We start from the raw sequence: 16355 nt of genomic DNA on the forward strand, positions 1-16355 counted from the left end.
CGCCGTGAACACCTGCCGCGGTTCCAACGGCGCTGTTCCTCCGCCCTGGGGACGCGCCACGAACACCGGGATCAACGGCTCCACCAGGTCCCACAGCTCGTCCGGCACCAGCCGCAACGACAAACGATCAACCACAACCAAGATCATGACGCATCAGTCGTTGATCACCACGTAAGACACGCTCTAAGTTCGGGCCGGCCGCCCGTGATCAAATCAGCCGCATCGCCGCCTGCAAGCCCGCCGAGCTGGGATTGCCGTTCACGACCTGGAGCCTGACCAAGCTGGTCGCCTACCTCGCCGAACACGCATGGATCAGGGCGAGCACCGAGACCGTCCGGCAGATCCTGCGCAAGGCAGGCGTGTCATGGCAGGCGACGAAGACGTGGAAAGCCAGCAAGGATCCCGATTTCGTGGCCAAGAAGAACCGCATCCTCGACCTCTACGATCGCCCACCCGCCGACGGGCGAGTGATCTGTGTCGATGAGTTCGGGCCGCTGAATCTGCAACCCCGCCCCGGCCGCGGCTGGTTTCCCCGCAGCCGCCCGGCCCGGCAGCGCGCGACCTACACTCGCACCAAGGGCGTCCGGCAGATGTTCGCTGCGCTCGACCTGGCCTCCGGGCAGATGTTCTACCGGTTCCGCGACCGCAAACGCTGGCCGCAGTTCCTCGACTTCTGCAAGCAACTGCGCCGCCGCTTCCCGACCGGGAAGCTCTACCTGGTCAGCGACAACTACGGACCACACGGCAAGGCCGAGGTCAAGACCTGGTGCGCGGACAACGACATCGAACTGATCTACACACCCACCAACGCGTCCTGGCTGAACTGGATCGAGTGCGAGTTCACCGCGGTCCGCTACTTCACCCTCGACGGCAGCGACTACCCCAGCCACGCAGCCCAGGAAGCCGCCATCACCGGCTACCTCCGCTGGCGCAACCGCCACAGCCACCCCAAACGCCACTTCGCCATCAACTCCAAAATCCGCCGCCCCGATTACCTACCCAACGTTGCTTGATACGGCACTAGTCCGACCAGGACGCCTTCGCCCGGTCAAATGTCAGAGCGAATGCCCCGGCGCGCGCTTCGGGAGTCGCGGCGGCTCCCGAAAAAGGCGACGATCGCCGCAGCCACCGACGACCCGAACACAAACAACCAGCCACGTCGAAATCCGGTGACACCACTGTGTGACGTGCCGAGGAGTGCGACCTGGACCGCGACCCCGAGGGCACTGCCGATCTGCCGGGACGTGTTGAGCACAGCACTGCCGGTCGTGGCCCGATCCGAGGGCAGGGTGGTGACGGCCGCGAACAGCGGCGCCTGGGTGAGACCAGAGCCGATTCCGCACAACAGCAGGCCTGGAAGGAAGTGGGCCACGTATCCCGGCTCGGGCACCGCGGCGACGTACCAGAACGCGCCGGCTGCCGCGAACGAGGCCGTGCCGAACGCCGCGGTGAGCGGCCTGCCGAACAGCCCGGCCAGGCGAGAGCTGCCGAAGGCCGCGACCACGGCCATCAGTGGTCCGGGCGCGATCGCCAGCCCGGCGTGGAGGGCGTCGTAGTGCCAGACATCCTGTAGGAAGAGCACACTGCCGAGCAGCCAAGCCGAGAACGCCAGAAAGAACAGAAACAATGCGGCGGTGGCGGCGGTGAATGGAGGACTGGTGAAGAGGCGTGCTTCCAGCAACGCGTGCGGGTGACTGCGACTACGCCACACGGTGAGGGCGACGGCGGCCAGCGCGGCCAACAGCAGGACCAGGCCGCGCGGCGAGCCCCAACCCCACTCACCGCCCTCGATCGTGACGAGGGTGATCAGGAAAACGGCCGCCAGCAGGGCCACCGCCGACAAAAGGTCCGGCAGCCGAGCCTCGCCCGCGTCTTTCACTTCGGGGACAACTACGTACGCACCAACCAGCGTTACCACCCCGATGGGCGCGTTGATCAGGAAGATCCACCGCCAGTCGACCGCGACGAGCAGGCCACCCACCGTCGGCCCGGATGCGCCCGCTATCGCGGCAACGCCGGCCCAAATGCCGACGACGAGGTTGTGTTCCCGGTCAGGGAAGGTCGGCCACAGCAGTCCCAGCGACGTCGGCACGATCAACGCCGCTCCTGCCCCCTGGACTGCCCGTCCGGCGACCAGCACCGCGACGGACGGCGCGAACGCACACACCACCGAGGCCGCAGTGAATGTGACGACACCCACCATCAGCACCCGGCGCCGGCCGAACTGGTCGGCAAGCCTCCCGGCCGGAACGAGTAGCGCCGCGAACACCACGGTATAGCCGTTGAGAATCCAGGACAGCACGCCGAGCCCTGACCCGGCGAACGTGGCACCTATCGCCGGCATCGCCACGTTCACGATGAACAGGTCCAGCTGGGCCATGAACGCCACAGCGGCGAGCACGAACAAAACACCCCACCGCCGCCGGGAACCTTGGATCGAGCTCTTAGGTGCTCCGTCGTCACTCTCCGTCGCCACTTGGGTCAATCCGTCCTGCGGGCTTCAGCCCAGCCGTCGACAGTCTTCAAAGATCGGAGTCAGTCCGTCGCGTCATAGAACTAACCTTGTGCGACACCGCAGCGAGGAGCCAGCGGATCACCACTCGCGACTATTATTCACGTTGCTCAGAAACGTCTGCACAGCAAGGAGAAAATCCGGAACGGCTCTCCTGCGAGCGGAGCAGGCAAAAGCCGTCGGAGGAACTTCTCACATCCTGTCATGCAATGGTCGATTCGGGGCGTACATTGATTCGAGGACCGCGCCGGCGCTGTCGACGCCCGCGTGGCCGCTTGGACAGCCAAAGGAGTTGATGGCCGTGGCCACGACGGAGTCCGCCGCGGTGCGCCGGTCGCTCAGCGACGAGCTGGTGAACCGCATCGTCGAGGAAAGCCCCACCGTCCGCCTCGAGGTATTCGAACGACACGCCCGCGGCATCGTCGACTGGGCCTTCTGCCAGCCCTCGCCCGCGCTCTTCTGGTTCAGCCGTGGGGTCCGGCGCGTACGCCTGTCCGTCGACGGACGCCGGATCGACGCCAGCTTCTCCCCTTCGGCCGACCTCGGACTCGTACCCGCGCTGTCAAGTCTCGAGGGTGAGATCGAGACTGATGAGTACTACCGGTATGCCGTCGCCTTCCTCGACGAGTCCCGGCTGGATCGGCCATTGGGACCAGGGCAGTGTGTGTTCGCGTTCGGCAATCCCACCGTGCAGTCGAGCTTTGCCGAGGTGGTGCGCAAGGCCGGGCGGAGCGATTCCAGGTTCACCCTCCTGCTCGAAGGCTGGTCCTTGCAGACCCTGGCCAGGCTCGGACCAGCCCTTGCCGGCACCGGGCGTCCGAGCGCCCTCCCGGCAGCCTCACTGCGGAAGGTTTCCGATTTCGTCCATGCCAACCTGAACGCAACCCTCACGGTCAGGCTCCTCGCCGAAGTCGCCGGTTACAGCGAGCGACACTTCGCACGGGCCTTTCGCGACTCCACCGGTCAGACCCCGATGGAGTTCGTCACCGAGGTCCGGATAGCCCGCGCGAAGGAGTTGCTCATCCAAAGGCGGCGTCCCATCACGGAGATCGCCCTCGACTGCGGTTTCAGCCAGGCACAGCATTTCTCGGTTGTCTTCCGGCGAGTCACCGGCACCACACCCCGTCGTTATTCGCTGCACGGCGAATGAGCGCACCCGGGCGGCGCCCGTCCTGGCGCCGCCCGCGGGTGCGGTACTCAAGCCGTGGTCACCTCCGCCTCGTCCGGCGCTACCTCATCCGGATCTACGACGCCGGACTCGGCGCGCCGCATGCTCCTGAGGAGCCCGAGACAGCCCAGCGTGATCAAGCCCATCACGACGACATACACCGACACGGAGTACGAGGAGCCGGTCGCGGCGAGCAGGGAAGTCATGATCAGCGGGGCGAATCCACCACCGACCACGTTGGACAGCTGATAGCCGAGCGATGCGCCGCTGTAACGCATGTCCACCGGGAAAAGTTCGGAGAACAGGGCCGCGGTCGGCCCGTACATGATCCCGCTGATGAACATGCCGACCACCACGGCGATCCCGGCAAGCAGCGGCTGCCGAGTGTCGAAGAGCGCAAACATCGGCCAAGCCCAAAGTAGGGTGAGAACGACCCCGAGCACGTAAACCCGGCTCCGCCCGATCCGGTCACTGAGGATGGAGAAGCCGGGAATGGACACGCACATGGACAGGGCCCCCAGCGAGATCACGGCCAGCATCGTGTTGCGGGAAAGACCGAGGGTGCCAGTCCCGTACGCCAGTGCACCGGTCGTGCAGACGTAGAACGATCCCCCGACGACGAGGTAGACCCCGACCGCGATCAGGATCCGGCGCGGGTGCTCGCGAAGGACGCGCAGGACAGGAGAGCGCTTGGGTTGCTTGGCCACCGCACGGAACGCCGGAGTGTCCTCGAGGCGCAACTGCAGGATCAGCGCGCCGATCACCACGACGCCGCCGGCCAAGAAGGGAACCCGCCAGCCGTAGGCCAGGAACGACGCCTTGTCCGTCAGGCCGGCGGCGGCGAAGAACGCACCACTCGACAAGATGAGCCCGATCGGCAGGCCGATCTGGGCCCAGGCACCGAACCGGCCACGTTGCCCCTTGGGCGCGTACTCGGTCGCGAGCAGCACGGCGCCGCCCCAGAGACCGCCCAGCGCGAGTCCTTGCACGACCCGCAACGCCGTCAGAACCAGCGGCGCCATAAGGCCGATCGCCGCGTAGCCCGGCAGGACGCCGATCGCGAAGGTCGCCAATGCCATCAGGACGAGCGTCACGGCGAGCGCGGGCTTGCGACCGCGGAGGTCACCGAAGTGACCGAAGATCGCACCACCGATCGGCCGGGCCACGAATCCCACCGCGATCGTGGCGAACGAGGACAGGGTCGCGGCGAGCGGGCTGAACGACGTCGAGAAGAAAACCCGCGGGAAGACAAGCGCGGCCGCAGTGGTGTAGAGGAAGAAGTCATACCACTCGGTCGACTGCGCCAGGATCGTCGCGGCACGGACTTTTCGCAGCTCCGCCCTCGATGGCGGCGGGACGCCGTCCGTGCTCGCCCCTGGGGTTGTCGATGTCATGTGAGGCCTCCTGGGCTCGGCAGCCGTTTCGGGCTGATGGAAGGGCGCAAGCGACGGGCTCGGTCATGCCCGCCGCCCCGGCTCACCGGTCCCTCCGGGTCCGGCGGTCACCGTGGCGGGTAGCCCCAGAACCGTGGTTCCGGACGCCGCACGGACAAATCCCGGGCGTGTGGCGAGCATTCTTGAGCGCGCGTCGCTCGTAGCGCGCGAACACATCCGGGCAACCAATTCCGGGAGATAGATCGCTATTCGCTTCACATCGATCTCCAGGGCACTCAGGCGCGATAAATGTTCCGGACGGGTCCACGTCGCGACGCCGGTTATCGAGCCAGAAGAGGCCCCGGACCGGCACCACTGCCAGGTGACGGCAGACTGTACCGATGTCAGCCACATCCCTCAACGCTTTCTTCCGACTTTCTCCGCGTGTATTATTGTTGAAGTTCGACTCAACGAAGTTGCTTTCAAACATGGCAGTCAGAGAAACTTTTCGACCGTATTTCGGAAGACTTCCGGAATACGTTGCGGCATACTCACATTTCAGCCGTGGCCGATGATTTCAAGGCATTCGGCAGTTCCTGGCCACCCGACGGCATCGGTGCCCGCACCGGTGCCGGGAAGTAGGTGAAATGGCATACTCCGAGTCCACTGCTCCCGCGCTCTTTCGAGCTGAGAGTGGGCCGTGCAGGGCGGTCGGCTACACCACCGCAGGTGACGCCGACGTGCTGCGAGACGCTGAGCTCGCCGGCAAGCCGCCGGGACCGGGAGAGGTGCAGATCGAGATCGCGCGCTCCGGGGTCAACCCCACCGATGTGAAGGCGCGCAGCAACTTGCGCCTGCCCATTCCCGATGGCCTGATCCAGGTTCCTCACCACGACGGCTCCGGCGTGATCCGCGCGGTCGGCGCCGGAGTCAAGGAGTTCACGCCCGGACAGCGCGTATGGACCCACTTGGCCGCGTACCGCCGGCTCGATGGCACTGCCCAGCAGTTCGTCACCCTGGCCACGGACCTGGTCGCGGCTCTGCCGGATCACGCATCGCACGAACTCGGCGCCGCGCTCGGCGTCCCGTTCCTGACCGCGCACAGGCTACTCACGCTCCGCGCCGGCGGTCCGGAGGAACTCGGGCCGGGCGCCCTCACCGGCACCGTGGTCCTCGTGGCCGGCGGCGCGGGTGCGGTGGGCAACGCCTCGATCCAGCTCGCCAAGTGGGCAGGCGCCACCGTGGTGACCACGGTCAGCTCACCCGAGAAGGCGGAACTCGCGACTGCCGCCGGGGCAGACCACGTCATCGACTACCGCCGCGAGAACGTCGTGGCCAGGGTGCGGCGGATCGCGCCGGAGGGAGTCGACATCGTCGTCGAGGTCTCCCCCGCGGTGAACGCGCGCATCGACTTCGGCGTCGTGGCGTCCAGCGGAACCCTGGCCATCTACGCCAACGACGGTGGGACCGACCTCGCCATCACCGTTCAGGACGCCATGTGGCTGAACCTGCAGATCGGGTTCGTAATCCTGTACACGCTCCGGGCAAGTGAACGCGCCGCCGCCGTGCGTGCCATCGTCCGCGCGCTCGAAACCCAGGCCATCGGGATCGGACCGCGTTACGGCCTCCCCGTACGCACCTTTGGCCTCGACGAGGCCTCCGCCGCGCACTCTGCGGTCGAGAACGGCTTCATCGGCAAGGTGCAGCTCGCGGTCGCCGAGCTCTGAGTACTTCCCACCCATCCCATCCGAGGAGGAACAAATGCCCATCTACCGCTGCTCGCTGCCCGAGGGGCTGCTGTCGTACGAGCAGAAGCTGCAGATGTCGAAGGAGTTCACCGACATCCACTGTGAACTGACCAATGGCACGCCGCGCAAGTTCGTGCACGTGATCTTCGAGGAGGTACTCGAGGGCGGAGCGTTCACCGGAGGCGCACCGTCGACCGTCTCCAAGACTGTCGGCTTCATTCGTACCGGCCGCACGCAAGAGACGCGCAGCGAGCTGGTCCGCCGGCTCACGGAGATGTGGCAGCGCATCTCCGGGCAGGACAATGCCGACATCGTCGTGGCGCTGCACGAGGTCCGTCCGAAGGACGTGATGGAGTGGGGAGAGTTCCTGCCCGATGACGGAGCCGAGGCGGACTGGGTCGAGGAACACGACCTGACCCGCGTCGGCGTGTACGCCACCAAGTAGGCCGGCTCCGGCCCCCACAGAACGGACACGACATTGTCAGCAGAACTACCTTTTCTGGTCGCCTCGGCCTCCGGCTTCACCGGGACCCGTGTGGTCGAACTGCTCCTCGAGCGAGGGCACGCCGTGCGCGCGCTGGTGCACCGGGAAGACGCGCGCTCACAGCGGCTTACTGATATCGGCGCCGAGGTCGTAGTGGGGGACCTGCTCGACCTCGGCTCCGTCAGCAACGCGCTACGGGGAGTCGGCTCGGCCTACTTCGTGTACCCGATCGCCCCGGGCCTGCTCGACGCCACCGCCGTCTTCGCCCAGGCAGCGGCCGAGAACGAGATCCGCGCGATCGTGAACATGTCGCAGATCTCGGCCCGGCGCGACTCGGAGAGCAAAGCCGCCCAGCAGCACTGGATCGCGGAACAGGTCCTGAACTGGGCCCCCGTGCCGGTCACCCACATTCGGCCGACCTTCTTCGCCGAATGGCTCGTGAAGCACGGGAAGTCCGTGGCCCAGGAGAACATCCTGCGCCTGCCGCTCGGCGACGGCAGGCACGCCCCGATCGCGGCCGAGGACCAGGCCCACGTCATCAGCGCGGTGCTGGAAGACCCCCGGCCGCACGCTGGGCAGGTCTACACCCTGCACGGCCCGGTCGAGATGAACCACTACGAGGTCGCGGACGTCTTCTCGCGGGTGCTCGGCCGTCCGATCAAGTACGAGCCGATCGAGCTGGACACCTTCGCCGCCAACCTCACTAGGGCGGGGCGCTCCGAACACCTCGTGCAGCACCTCTGCGCCGTCGCGGTCGACTATCGCCACGGCCTGTTCGCGGGCACCAACGATGTCGTCGAACGGATCGGCAAGACGTCCGGCACGACCGTCGAAAGCTTCGTGGAGCAGAACCGAGGCTTTTTCACCGCCTGAGGCGGCCGGCCCGGTGCGGTACCAGTGGCGAACAGCCGCAGGTACCGCACCGGGCCCGTCGTTTCCCTAACCCCTGGAGGACGAGATGCGTCTGCCCGTCACCGGACGCCCGCCGGAGGGCAGCGGTATCGCTGCCTACACGCACTGGCTCGCCGCGGAGCACGGTTTCGAGTTTCCCGACCACGAAGCGCTGTGGCGATGGTCCGTCGAAAAGCCGGCCGACTTCTGGAAGTCCGTCGCAGACCACTTCGGTGTGCGAGGCACGACCGGACCGGCGCTCGGGAAGCGCACCATGCCGGGTGCCGAGTGGTTTCCCGATGCCCGCTTGAATTATGCCGAGCACGCACTGGGCCTGCCCGAGGACCGGGACAAACTGGCGGTGATCGCGCGCTCCCAGACCCGCGCGCCTTCGGAACTGACCTACGGACGGCTGGCCGAACTCGTCGCGAGGGCCCGCGCCGGCCTGCGACGCCTCGGCGTGGGCCGCGGCGACCGGGTTGTCGCTTACCTGCCTACCATCCCCGAGACCTTGGTGGCCTTCCTGGCCACCGCCTCACTCGGCGCGGTGTGGGCTTCGTGCGCCCCCGAGTTCGGCGCCCGGAGCGTCGTCGACCGCTTCGCGCAGCTCGAGCCGCAGGTCCTGATCGCCATCGGCGGCTACCGCTACGGGGACAAGAGCGTCGACAAAAGCGCGGACCTCGCCACCATTCGTGCCGGTCTCCCGACGCTGCGCCACGTGGTCGGCGTCCCCTACGGCGAACACGTACCGACGGGCACATCGACCTGGGACGACCTGCTCGCCGTGAACGAGCCGCTCGAGTTCGAATCCCTCTCCTTCGACCACCCGCTGCACGTCCTCTTCTCGTCAGGCACGACCGGTTTGCCCAAGGCGATCGTGCATGGCCATGGCGGGATCCTGCTCGAGCACCTGAAACTGCACGGCCTCAACCTCGACACCCGCCCAGGCGACCGCGTGCTCTGGTTCACCACGACCGCCTGGACGATGTGGAACATCCTGATCTCGGGCCTGCTGCGCCGGGCCGCCGTCGTTCTCGTCGATGGAGATCCGCAATACCCTTCGCCGGACGCACAGTGGCGGCTCGCCGCGGAAACCCGGGCAACTCTGCTGGGCACCAGCCCGGCCTACCTGACGGCGTGCCGGCGAAGCGGGGGCGGGCTGTCCGATCTCGACCTGTCGGCGCTGCGAACCCTCGGCGTGACCGGCGCGCCTCTCACGCCGGAGGCGTTCTATTGGGCGAACGACCAGCTCGGCGCCGGCGTGCTGATCAACTCCATCAGCGGTGGCACCGACGTCTGTTCGGCGTTCGTGGCCGGAAACCCGTGGTTGCCGACCGTTGCCGGCGAGATCGCGGCGCCGTGCCTCGGCGCAGACACCGCCGCGTTCGACGACTATGGCCGTGAAGTCGTCGGCTGCGTGGGCGAGCTGGTCGTCCGCGCAGCGATGCCGTCCATGCCCTTGCGCTTCTGGAACGACCCGGGGGACGCCCGCTACCGGGCAGCCTATTTCGACACCTATCCCGGGGTCTGGCGCCACGGCGACAGCGTGACGTTCACCGACCGCCGCAGCTGCATCATCAGCGGGCGTTCGGACGCCACCTTGAACCGCGGTGGGGTACGCATGGGGACCGCCGAGTTCTACAGTGTGGTTGAGGAGATGCCGGAAATCGCCGACAGCATCGTCGTGCACCTCGAGGACGCCGGCGGCGGCCCGGGCGAGTTGCTGCTCTTCGTCGCTTTGCGTTCCGGCACGCGTCTCGATGACGACCTCCGGGTACGGATCGGCAAGACCGTGCGGTCGCAACTCTCGCCGCGTCACGTTCCCTCGGAGATCGTTCAGCTGCCCGCGGTGCCGCGCACGCTGACCGGCAAGAAGCTCGAGACTCCAGTAAAGCAGATTCTGCTCGGCCGGTCCGCGTCCGAACTCGTCACGTCCGGCACGGTCGCCGGCTACGCGGGGATCACGGCGGTCGCCGAGCTCGCGCGCCGACGTGCGACGGCATCAGCGCCCGAAGACGCCTGACCCTCATCCCGGTGTGGAATCTGGGCCGGCCGGGCTGCTGGCCCGCCCGCGAAGACGCAGGTCCGCTCGCCCAAGTCAACGACACGATTGCCAACCACTCGCGCTCACGTTCGAGCGCAGTCATCGGGTCGGCGTTGACCCGATGGGGAGGCGCACTTTCCCGGACGGGAAAACGATCAAGGTCGCCCTGGCTGTGGCTGGACGCGGCGGCTTGACGCGTCTGTCGTCCTCGTCGACACCGGTGCCCGGCCCAAACCACTGGTGATTCGGTGCGCTGTGGGCCAACGCTCGTGGTCTCGAAGTGCGGCCCGGGGATCGGCCACACGTGACGGACGGCCGACTATGCCAGTTGACAACACAAGCTGGCAACGCCAATTCGGCGACGGGTTCCGACTCGTCGCTGTTCCGGAACAACTGGAGGTATTTTGATGTCCGAGCCGAATGTGTCCTCGCCGGCACGCCTGATCGACCACGTCGCCGTCGTCACAGCGGACGCCGATCGTACGGCAGCGTGGTACCAGCGCACGCTGGGCCTGCGCGTGGTGCGTGACGAATTTGTGGTGGCCGCCGACATTCGGCTGGTGTGGTTGTATCCGGACGGGATCGTGGCCAGAGGCGTGGCCGCGGCCGTGCAGGTCGTCGAGCCCGGCGAATCGGGTGCGGCGCGCACATTCCTTGAGCAGCACGGTGAAGGGCTGCATCACATCTGTTTCGCGGTTGACGACATCGAAGCAGCTTTGCGCGACGTCGGGCAAAGCGCGAAGAACGTGTTCGTCGGGGGATACGGTCTCCCGTGTGCGTTCCTGACCGACGCTCCCGGTCGAACCGTCATCGAATTCGTGCAACGCCCGACAATCGTGTGACCGTGTCGACAGCTTCGTCTACCGTTCTGGCTGTCGTACTGCGCTTTTGCGTCGGTGCACAAGGCGTCTGCAGTGATGCTTGTTGTCTGCTCCCCCACCGGATCGCACGATGAGGGTATTCGCGGCGGAGAAGAGATCCGGTGCGCCGCACTCGGCTTCCGAAGGAGTGAGCGATGAGCACTATTGCGTGGATCGGACTGGGGCACATGGGTGTGCCGATGTCGAAGAACATGGTCGACGCGGGCCATACGGTTCGCGGTGTGGACATCGTCGAGTCCGCGCGCGCGGCCGCGCGCGCGAACGGCGTCGATGTGGTGGGTTCGGTCGCAGAGGCGGTGCGGGACGCCGACGCGGTTTTCACAATGCTGCAGAACGGCTCGGTCGTCGAGCAGGTGCTGACCGGACCGGACGGTGCGTTCATGAACATGCCGGCAGGTTCGGTCGTCGTGGACTGCTCCACCATCGGATTCGAAACGGCCCGGTCACTGGCAGACCAGGCCAGGGAGCAGGGTGTCGGGTTCGTCGACGCACCGGTGTCCGGCGGTGTCGAAGGCGCCGAGCAGGCGAGCCTCACACTGATGCTCGGTGGAGATGCGCGTGACGTCGGTATCGCGGAGCCTCTGCTGAAGTCTGTCGGGTCGTACATCGTGCACGTCGGCCCCAGCGGGGACGGCCAGGCGATGAAGGTGGTCAACAACGCAATGCTGGGTGTCTGCATGGCGAGCGCCTGTGAGGCGTCAGTGTTGGCCAAGCGCCTTGGTCTTGACCCTCGGGTCTTCTACGACATCGTCCTTCATTCCTCCGGGGACAACTGGGCGTTCCGCAAGTGGTTCCCGCTCCCGGGCGTCGTCGAGTCCTCGCCGAGCTCGCATGGCTACGAGCCCGGTTTCATGGTCGACCTGTTGCACAAGGACCTCTACCTGGCCACCACGACCGCTGAGGACTTCGACGTCCGGTTGGACACGGCCGCGGCTGCGATGAAGCTTTTCGCCGAGGCATCCGCGTCCGGCGCCGGGCAGCGTGACTGCACCGCGTTGGTGCTCGAATTGGATGCCGCCGGGGAAACGCGGTCCTAACAGCTTTCGTATCGGGTGCCACCGAGGCATCCCGAACGAGGTGAATTCCCACAGCTCATATCGTGCAGCGGCCGGACGCTCCGGCTCCTGCACGATATGAGCTATCAAATCAGTTCGGCCCGACGGCTTCGAACCTCGTCGTGGAGAGCGTCGCGAACGATCTGCACCGGGCGACGGGTCACGCTGTCCCGCCGTGCGGCGAGAGTGAAAGAGAGCAGCATGGGCTTCTGCCCAGCTCGAACGGCCCGCAGATTTCCCCCGCGGATGGCGAGGAATTTCGGGAGCAGGCCGATTCCCGCACCAGCGCAGGTGGCTTCCAGCTGGGCGAGGATGTTCGTCGAAGTGAATCGCGCTGTCATGCCGGGCGCGAGCTTCGCGGCGTCGAGATCACCGACCTGGAGCAGCGAGTCGATGTAGAAGATCAGCGAGTGGGTCTTCAGCTCGTCCATTGTGGTCGGTTCGCCGTACCGGGCAAGGTACTCGTCGCTGGCGTAGAGATCGAGCGTGTAGTCGGTGAGTCGTTCGGTATACAGCCGGCTGGCGACCGGTTTGCCAACCGCGATAGCGAGATCGAACCCGGACTGGTGCAGACCGAGCTGACGGGTGGCGGTGATGAGCTCGACGCTGAGGTTCGGGTGCTGGTCCCGCAGCCTTGCCAGCGCGGGAACGACGAACGCGGTCCCAAAACCGTCCGGTGCGGTGATCCGGAATGTGCCCGTCAGTGAGTCGTCGTGGACTCCGGCGGCTGCTTTGGCAGCCCGCTCCACCGCTTCCTGGATCGGGCGGGCATGTTCTGCCACTGCGCGGCCGGTCTCGGTGAGTTCCCAACCATCGGCGCCACGCTCGACCAGCCGGACACCGAGCGTCTTCTCCAGTGCACGCACACGACGCGACACCGTGGTGTGGTCGACGGCGAGCGCATCGGCCGCGGCGACCAGGCGTCCGGTGTTCGCGACCGCCAGAAGATAACGAAGGTCGTCCGCGCGAAGGCTGCGGACATCGACTGTGCCGGACATCGACCACTCCTTCTGCGGTGCAATTCTGCACAGATGGTCTGTGTCTTTGGTGCTTGTCCGCAGAGCGTAGCACCCGGACATTGGAGCCATGGAAGAATGGAGCCCACGTGCCGACAAGGAAATCGGGCCGCTGTCAGGCGCACTCGTGGTCGACCTGTCCCGTGCTCTGGCAGGGCCGCACGCCACCATGATGATGGCAGATCTGGGCGCTCGGGTGATCAAAGTGGAACCGCCGGGCACCGGGGACGACACCCGGACGTGGGGGCCGCCGTTCGTTGGATCGGGCGAAGCCCGCGTGGCGACGTATTTCCTCGCGGCGAACCGGAATAAGGAGTCGCTGCAGCTCGATCTGAAGCGGCAGGAGGACTTCCAGACGCTCTGTGCGCTCATTCGCCGTGCCGATGTGCTTGTCGAGAACTACCGGCCGGGCGTGCTCGACCGCCTGGGACTGACTGCGTCCACATTGGAAACCCTCAACCCCGGTCTGGTCGTACTCTCGATCAGTGGTTTCGGCCACGACGGACCGGAGGGCGGCCGCGCCGGGTACGACCAGATCGCCCAGGGCGAGTCCGGGTTGATGAGTCTGACCGGCCCGTCGTCCGACCAGCCCACCCGAATCGGAGTTCCGATCGGTGACATCCTGGCCGGCCTCAACGGCGCGGTCGGGGTGCTCGCGGCGCTGGTGGCCAGGGCGCGTACCGGTCGCGGCATGGTGGTGCGGACCTCACTGCTCGCCGGGCTGGTGGGTGCGCACGCGTTTCAGGGGACTCGCTGGACGGTCGCGCACGAGGTGCCACGCTCTAGTGGCAACCAGCATCCGCAGATCGCACCGTACGGCGCGTTCCGCTGTGCTGACGGCCAGCTGCAGATCGCCGTCGGCAGCCAGCCACAGTGGCGGCGCTTCGCAGGGCTCGTGGGGCTCGATCCGGATGATCCGCGCTTCGCCGACAACGCCGGCCGGGCCCAGAACCGCGCAGAGTTGACCTCCGTCATCGAACGTGTCTTTCGACGGAAAACCCGGACACAGTGGCTGGCCGATCTCGCTGAAGCAGGAATTCCGGCAGGCGCCATCCGCACCCTCGACGAGGTGTACGAGTGGGACCAGACGCGCAGCCAGGGCTTGGTGATCACCGTCGACCACGTCACCGCAGGAAAAATCGAGTTGCCGGGCCCCGCACTCCGGCTCGAATCCTTCGACGGCACACCGGCAGGACGCGCCAACCACGAGCCACCGCCATTGCTGGGCGCAGATGCTGTGCGGATCCGCGAATGGCTGGCAGGACAAACGAGTTCTCGGGAGGAAGTCGGATGACAACCACACACGCGACACAGGAATCCGCTGCGGGCCCAGCACCCGATCGCCTGATGCTGATCGACGGTGAGTGGGTCGAAGCCCGGTCAGGACGGTGGCGCGAAGTCACGTCCCCCGCACACCGCGGGACTGTGCTGGCTCGCGTACCCGAGGCCGACCGCGAGGACATCGACCGGGCCGTGACTGCGGCGCGTGCCGCGCTCGGCCCGTGGCGGGCCCAGCACTTCAAGACGCGGCAACGTGCCCTCGGCAAGATCGCCGACGCCATCGAGGCACGGGCTGAGGAATTGGCCCGCACGACCGCCGCCGACACCGGTAACGCGCTGCGGACCGAAGCTCGTCCCGAGGTCGCCACGCTGGTCGATCTGTTCCGGTACTTCGCCGGTGTCGCCGGCGAAGTAAAGGGCACCACCCTGCCCGCCGGAGACGGGCAATTGCAGTACACCCGCCTGGAACCGCTGGGGGTCGTGGGAGCGATTGTGCCGTGGAACTCGCCGCTGGCAATCGTGGGTTTCAAGATTCCTGCGGCGCTGGCCGCAGGGAACACCGTCGTCCTCAAGGCGGCCGAGGACGCGCCGCTGTCCGTTCTCCAGCTGGCCCAGATCTGCGCAGAACATCTGCCGGCAGGAGTGCTCAACGTGCTATCCGGAGACGGCAGAGTCGCCGGAGCGGCTTTGGTCGAGCACCCCGGCATCGACAAGATCTCGTTCACCGGCTCGACCGAAGTCGGCCGAGTTGTCGCCCGCAGCGCAGGGGAACGCCTCATTCACGCGTCCCTGGAACTCGGCGGGAAGAGCCCGTCCATCGTGTTCCCGGACGCTGTCGACGACCAACTGATCGACGGACTGCTGCTGTCCACTCGGTTCTTCCGCCAAGGTCAAAGTTGCACAGCAGGAACACGGCTGTTTCTCCACGAGGAGATTCACGACGAGGTCGTCGAGAAACTCGTGGCCAGACTCAGGACATTGACCGTCGGCGACCCGCTCGACGAAGCGAGTGACATGGGCGCCGTGATCAACGAGAAGCAGTTCGACGCGGTCAGGGCTTACCTCGACGACGGTAGAGCGCAGGCAGGCATGACCGCCGCCATCGGCGGAACTGCGCCTTCCGACGGGCCACTCGCCAACGGCCTATATCACATTCCGACGGTGTTCACCGGTGCCCGCAATGACTTCCGGTTGGCCCGGGAGGAAATCTTCGGCCCTGTACTGGTGGCCATCCGCTGGCGGGACCGTGACGAGGTCATTCGCATGGCCAACGACAGCAACTACGGCCTTGCCGCCTACGTGTGGACCGGTGACCTGGATCAGGCATTGACCACGGCACATCGGCTGGAAGCCGGATGGGTACAGGTCAATCAGGGCGGAGGCCAGGTGGTCGGCCAGTCATACGGTGGCTACAAGGACAGCGGACTCGGTCGTGAGGTGTCCCTGGAAGGCATGCTGGCGGGATTCACCCAGACCAAACAGATCAACGTGCGCCTACGCGGCTGACAAGGGAGCCGACGATGCGACCGGTTGCGGGGACCAGTCCCGCGGGCCGGGCATGCTGACCGTCGTCGACACTCGCGAGCCGGCACCCGGATCGAGGTGCCCGGCCCACCCGTCACCGACCACACGGCCACTACACCAGAAATGCGCGCCCAAGACGGCCGGAGTATTCGGCTGGATCGCGGCCCGAGGACTCAAACCGCGGATCGGTGGCGACCATCCCCTGGACCAATTCGTCAAGGCCCGCAGCGAACTGCAATCATGTCGCACGATGGGATAACTGCTCGTACGACCGGGATCGCGGACCCTGTTGCTGGTGCCGTGAGGCCTGAACGGGTGGGCGTCCGTAATGGGCCCGCGTTCCGACCGTGCCCGCAGCCACGGTGGGCCAGTAAGGGG

Annotated in this window: 13 protein-coding genes and 1 pseudogene; 10 read left to right on the forward strand and 4 right to left on the reverse strand. The window is 66.5% G+C overall.

Annotation, left to right across the window (positions count from 1 at the left end):
- Positions 1–135: pseudogene (locus tag AB0878_RS47115) on the reverse strand (IS5/IS1182 family transposase); the annotation flags it as partial.
- A gap of 116 nt (positions 136–251) precedes the next feature.
- On the opposite strand from AB0878_RS47115, the gene AB0878_RS47120 reads away from it, so the two are divergent.
- On the forward strand, positions 252–1013 hold the full coding sequence (locus AB0878_RS47120; protein ID WP_366589640.1) for an IS630 family transposase: 762 nt from the start codon (positions 252–254) through the stop codon (positions 1011–1013).
- A gap of 35 nt (positions 1014–1048) precedes the next feature.
- Here AB0878_RS47120 and AB0878_RS47125 read toward each other — a convergent pair whose 3' ends face one another.
- Positions 1049–2401: an MFS transporter gene (locus tag AB0878_RS47125; protein ID WP_366589724.1), complete on the reverse strand. Its 1353-nt coding sequence runs from the start codon at positions 2399–2401 to the stop codon at positions 1049–1051.
- 412 nt (positions 2402–2813) lie between these two features.
- Between AB0878_RS47125 and AB0878_RS47130 the strand changes: the two genes are divergently transcribed.
- Complete coding sequence (locus tag AB0878_RS47130) at positions 2814–3662, forward strand: AraC family transcriptional regulator (protein ID WP_366589643.1); 849 nt, start codon at positions 2814–2816, stop codon at positions 3660–3662.
- A 47-nt stretch (positions 3663–3709) separates the two neighbouring features.
- Here the strand turns inward: AB0878_RS47130 and AB0878_RS47135 are convergent, their stop codons facing one another.
- Positions 3710–5074 carry an MFS transporter gene (locus AB0878_RS47135; protein ID WP_366589645.1) on the reverse strand — a complete coding sequence of 455 codons (1365 nt, stop codon included), beginning with the start codon at positions 5072–5074 and terminating at the stop codon, positions 3710–3712.
- A 767-nt stretch (positions 5075–5841) separates the two neighbouring features.
- Here AB0878_RS47135 and AB0878_RS47140 point away from each other — a divergent pair.
- The 6 genes from AB0878_RS47140 to AB0878_RS47165 all read left to right on the forward strand — a co-directional run bounded on the left by AB0878_RS47140 (position 5842) and on the right by AB0878_RS47165 (position 12138).
- Positions 5842–6780 carry a zinc-binding dehydrogenase gene (locus AB0878_RS47140; RefSeq protein ID WP_366589648.1) on the forward strand — a complete coding sequence of 313 codons (939 nt, stop codon included), beginning with the start codon at positions 5842–5844 and terminating at the stop codon, positions 6778–6780.
- 34 nt (positions 6781–6814) lie between these two features.
- Entirely contained in the window at positions 6815–7246 is a 432-nt protein-coding gene (locus AB0878_RS47145; protein ID WP_366589650.1) for a tautomerase family protein, read from the forward strand.
- A 33-nt stretch (positions 7247–7279) separates the two neighbouring features.
- On the forward strand, positions 7280–8158 hold the full coding sequence (locus AB0878_RS47150) for an NmrA family NAD(P)-binding protein (RefSeq protein WP_366589652.1): 879 nt from the start codon (positions 7280–7282) through the stop codon (positions 8156–8158).
- A gap of 85 nt (positions 8159–8243) precedes the next feature.
- Positions 8244–10199 carry an acetoacetate--CoA ligase gene (locus AB0878_RS47155; RefSeq protein WP_366589654.1) on the forward strand — a complete coding sequence of 652 codons (1956 nt, stop codon included), beginning with the start codon at positions 8244–8246 and terminating at the stop codon, positions 10197–10199.
- 428 nt (positions 10200–10627) lie between these two features.
- The gene (locus AB0878_RS47160; protein WP_366589657.1) at positions 10628–11062 is read left to right on the forward strand and encodes a VOC family protein; all 435 of its coding nucleotides are present in this window, start codon (positions 10628–10630) and stop codon (positions 11060–11062) included.
- A 173-nt stretch (positions 11063–11235) separates the two neighbouring features.
- The gene (locus AB0878_RS47165; RefSeq protein ID WP_366589659.1) at positions 11236–12138 is read left to right on the forward strand and encodes an NAD(P)-dependent oxidoreductase; all 903 of its coding nucleotides are present in this window, start codon (positions 11236–11238) and stop codon (positions 12136–12138) included.
- A gap of 104 nt (positions 12139–12242) precedes the next feature.
- Here AB0878_RS47165 and AB0878_RS47170 read toward each other — a convergent pair whose 3' ends face one another.
- Positions 12243–13154, reverse strand: coding sequence for a LysR family transcriptional regulator (locus tag AB0878_RS47170; RefSeq protein ID WP_366589661.1), 912 nt, complete (start codon positions 13152–13154; stop codon positions 12243–12245).
- A gap of 88 nt (positions 13155–13242) precedes the next feature.
- Between AB0878_RS47170 and AB0878_RS47175 the strand changes: the two genes are divergently transcribed.
- Complete coding sequence (locus AB0878_RS47175; protein ID WP_366589663.1) at positions 13243–14466, forward strand: CoA transferase; 1224 nt, start codon at positions 13243–13245, stop codon at positions 14464–14466.
- Between the two features lie 53 nt (positions 14467–14519).
- Positions 14520–15959: an aldehyde dehydrogenase family protein gene (locus AB0878_RS47180; RefSeq protein WP_366589665.1), complete on the forward strand. Its 1440-nt coding sequence runs from the start codon at positions 14520–14522 to the stop codon at positions 15957–15959.
- Positions 15960–16355 lie beyond the last annotated feature (396 nt).

The organism is Amycolatopsis sp. NPDC047767, assembly GCF_040704195.1.
In the GTDB taxonomy this organism is placed as follows: Bacteria; Actinomycetota; Actinomycetes; order Mycobacteriales; family Pseudonocardiaceae; genus Amycolatopsis.

Bases quoted from the DNA above. Each gene is read 5' to 3' on its own strand.
- AB0878_RS47175 (WP_366589663.1), top strand. From the start codon at position 13,243: ATGGAAGAATGGAGCCCACGTGCCGACAAGGAAATCGGGCCGCTGTCA.
- AB0878_RS47160 (WP_366589657.1), top strand. From the start codon at position 10,628: ATGTCCGAGCCGAATGTGTCCTCGCCGGCACGCCTGATCGACCACGTC.
- AB0878_RS47180 (WP_366589665.1), top strand. From the start codon at position 14,520: ATGCTGATCGACGGTGAGTGGGTCGAAGCCCGGTCAGGACGGTGGCGC.
- AB0878_RS47170 (WP_366589661.1), bottom strand. From the start codon at position 13,154: ATGTCCGGCACAGTCGATGTCCGCAGCCTTCGCGCGGACGACCTTCGT.
- AB0878_RS47135 (WP_366589645.1), bottom strand. From the start codon at position 5,074: ATGACATCGACAACCCCAGGGGCGAGCACGGACGGCGTCCCGCCGCCA.
- AB0878_RS47145 (WP_366589650.1), top strand. From the start codon at position 6,815: ATGCCCATCTACCGCTGCTCGCTGCCCGAGGGGCTGCTGTCGTACGAG.
- AB0878_RS47155 (WP_366589654.1), top strand. From the start codon at position 8,244: ATGCGTCTGCCCGTCACCGGACGCCCGCCGGAGGGCAGCGGTATCGCT.
- AB0878_RS47165 (WP_366589659.1), top strand. From the start codon at position 11,236: ATGAGCACTATTGCGTGGATCGGACTGGGGCACATGGGTGTGCCGATG.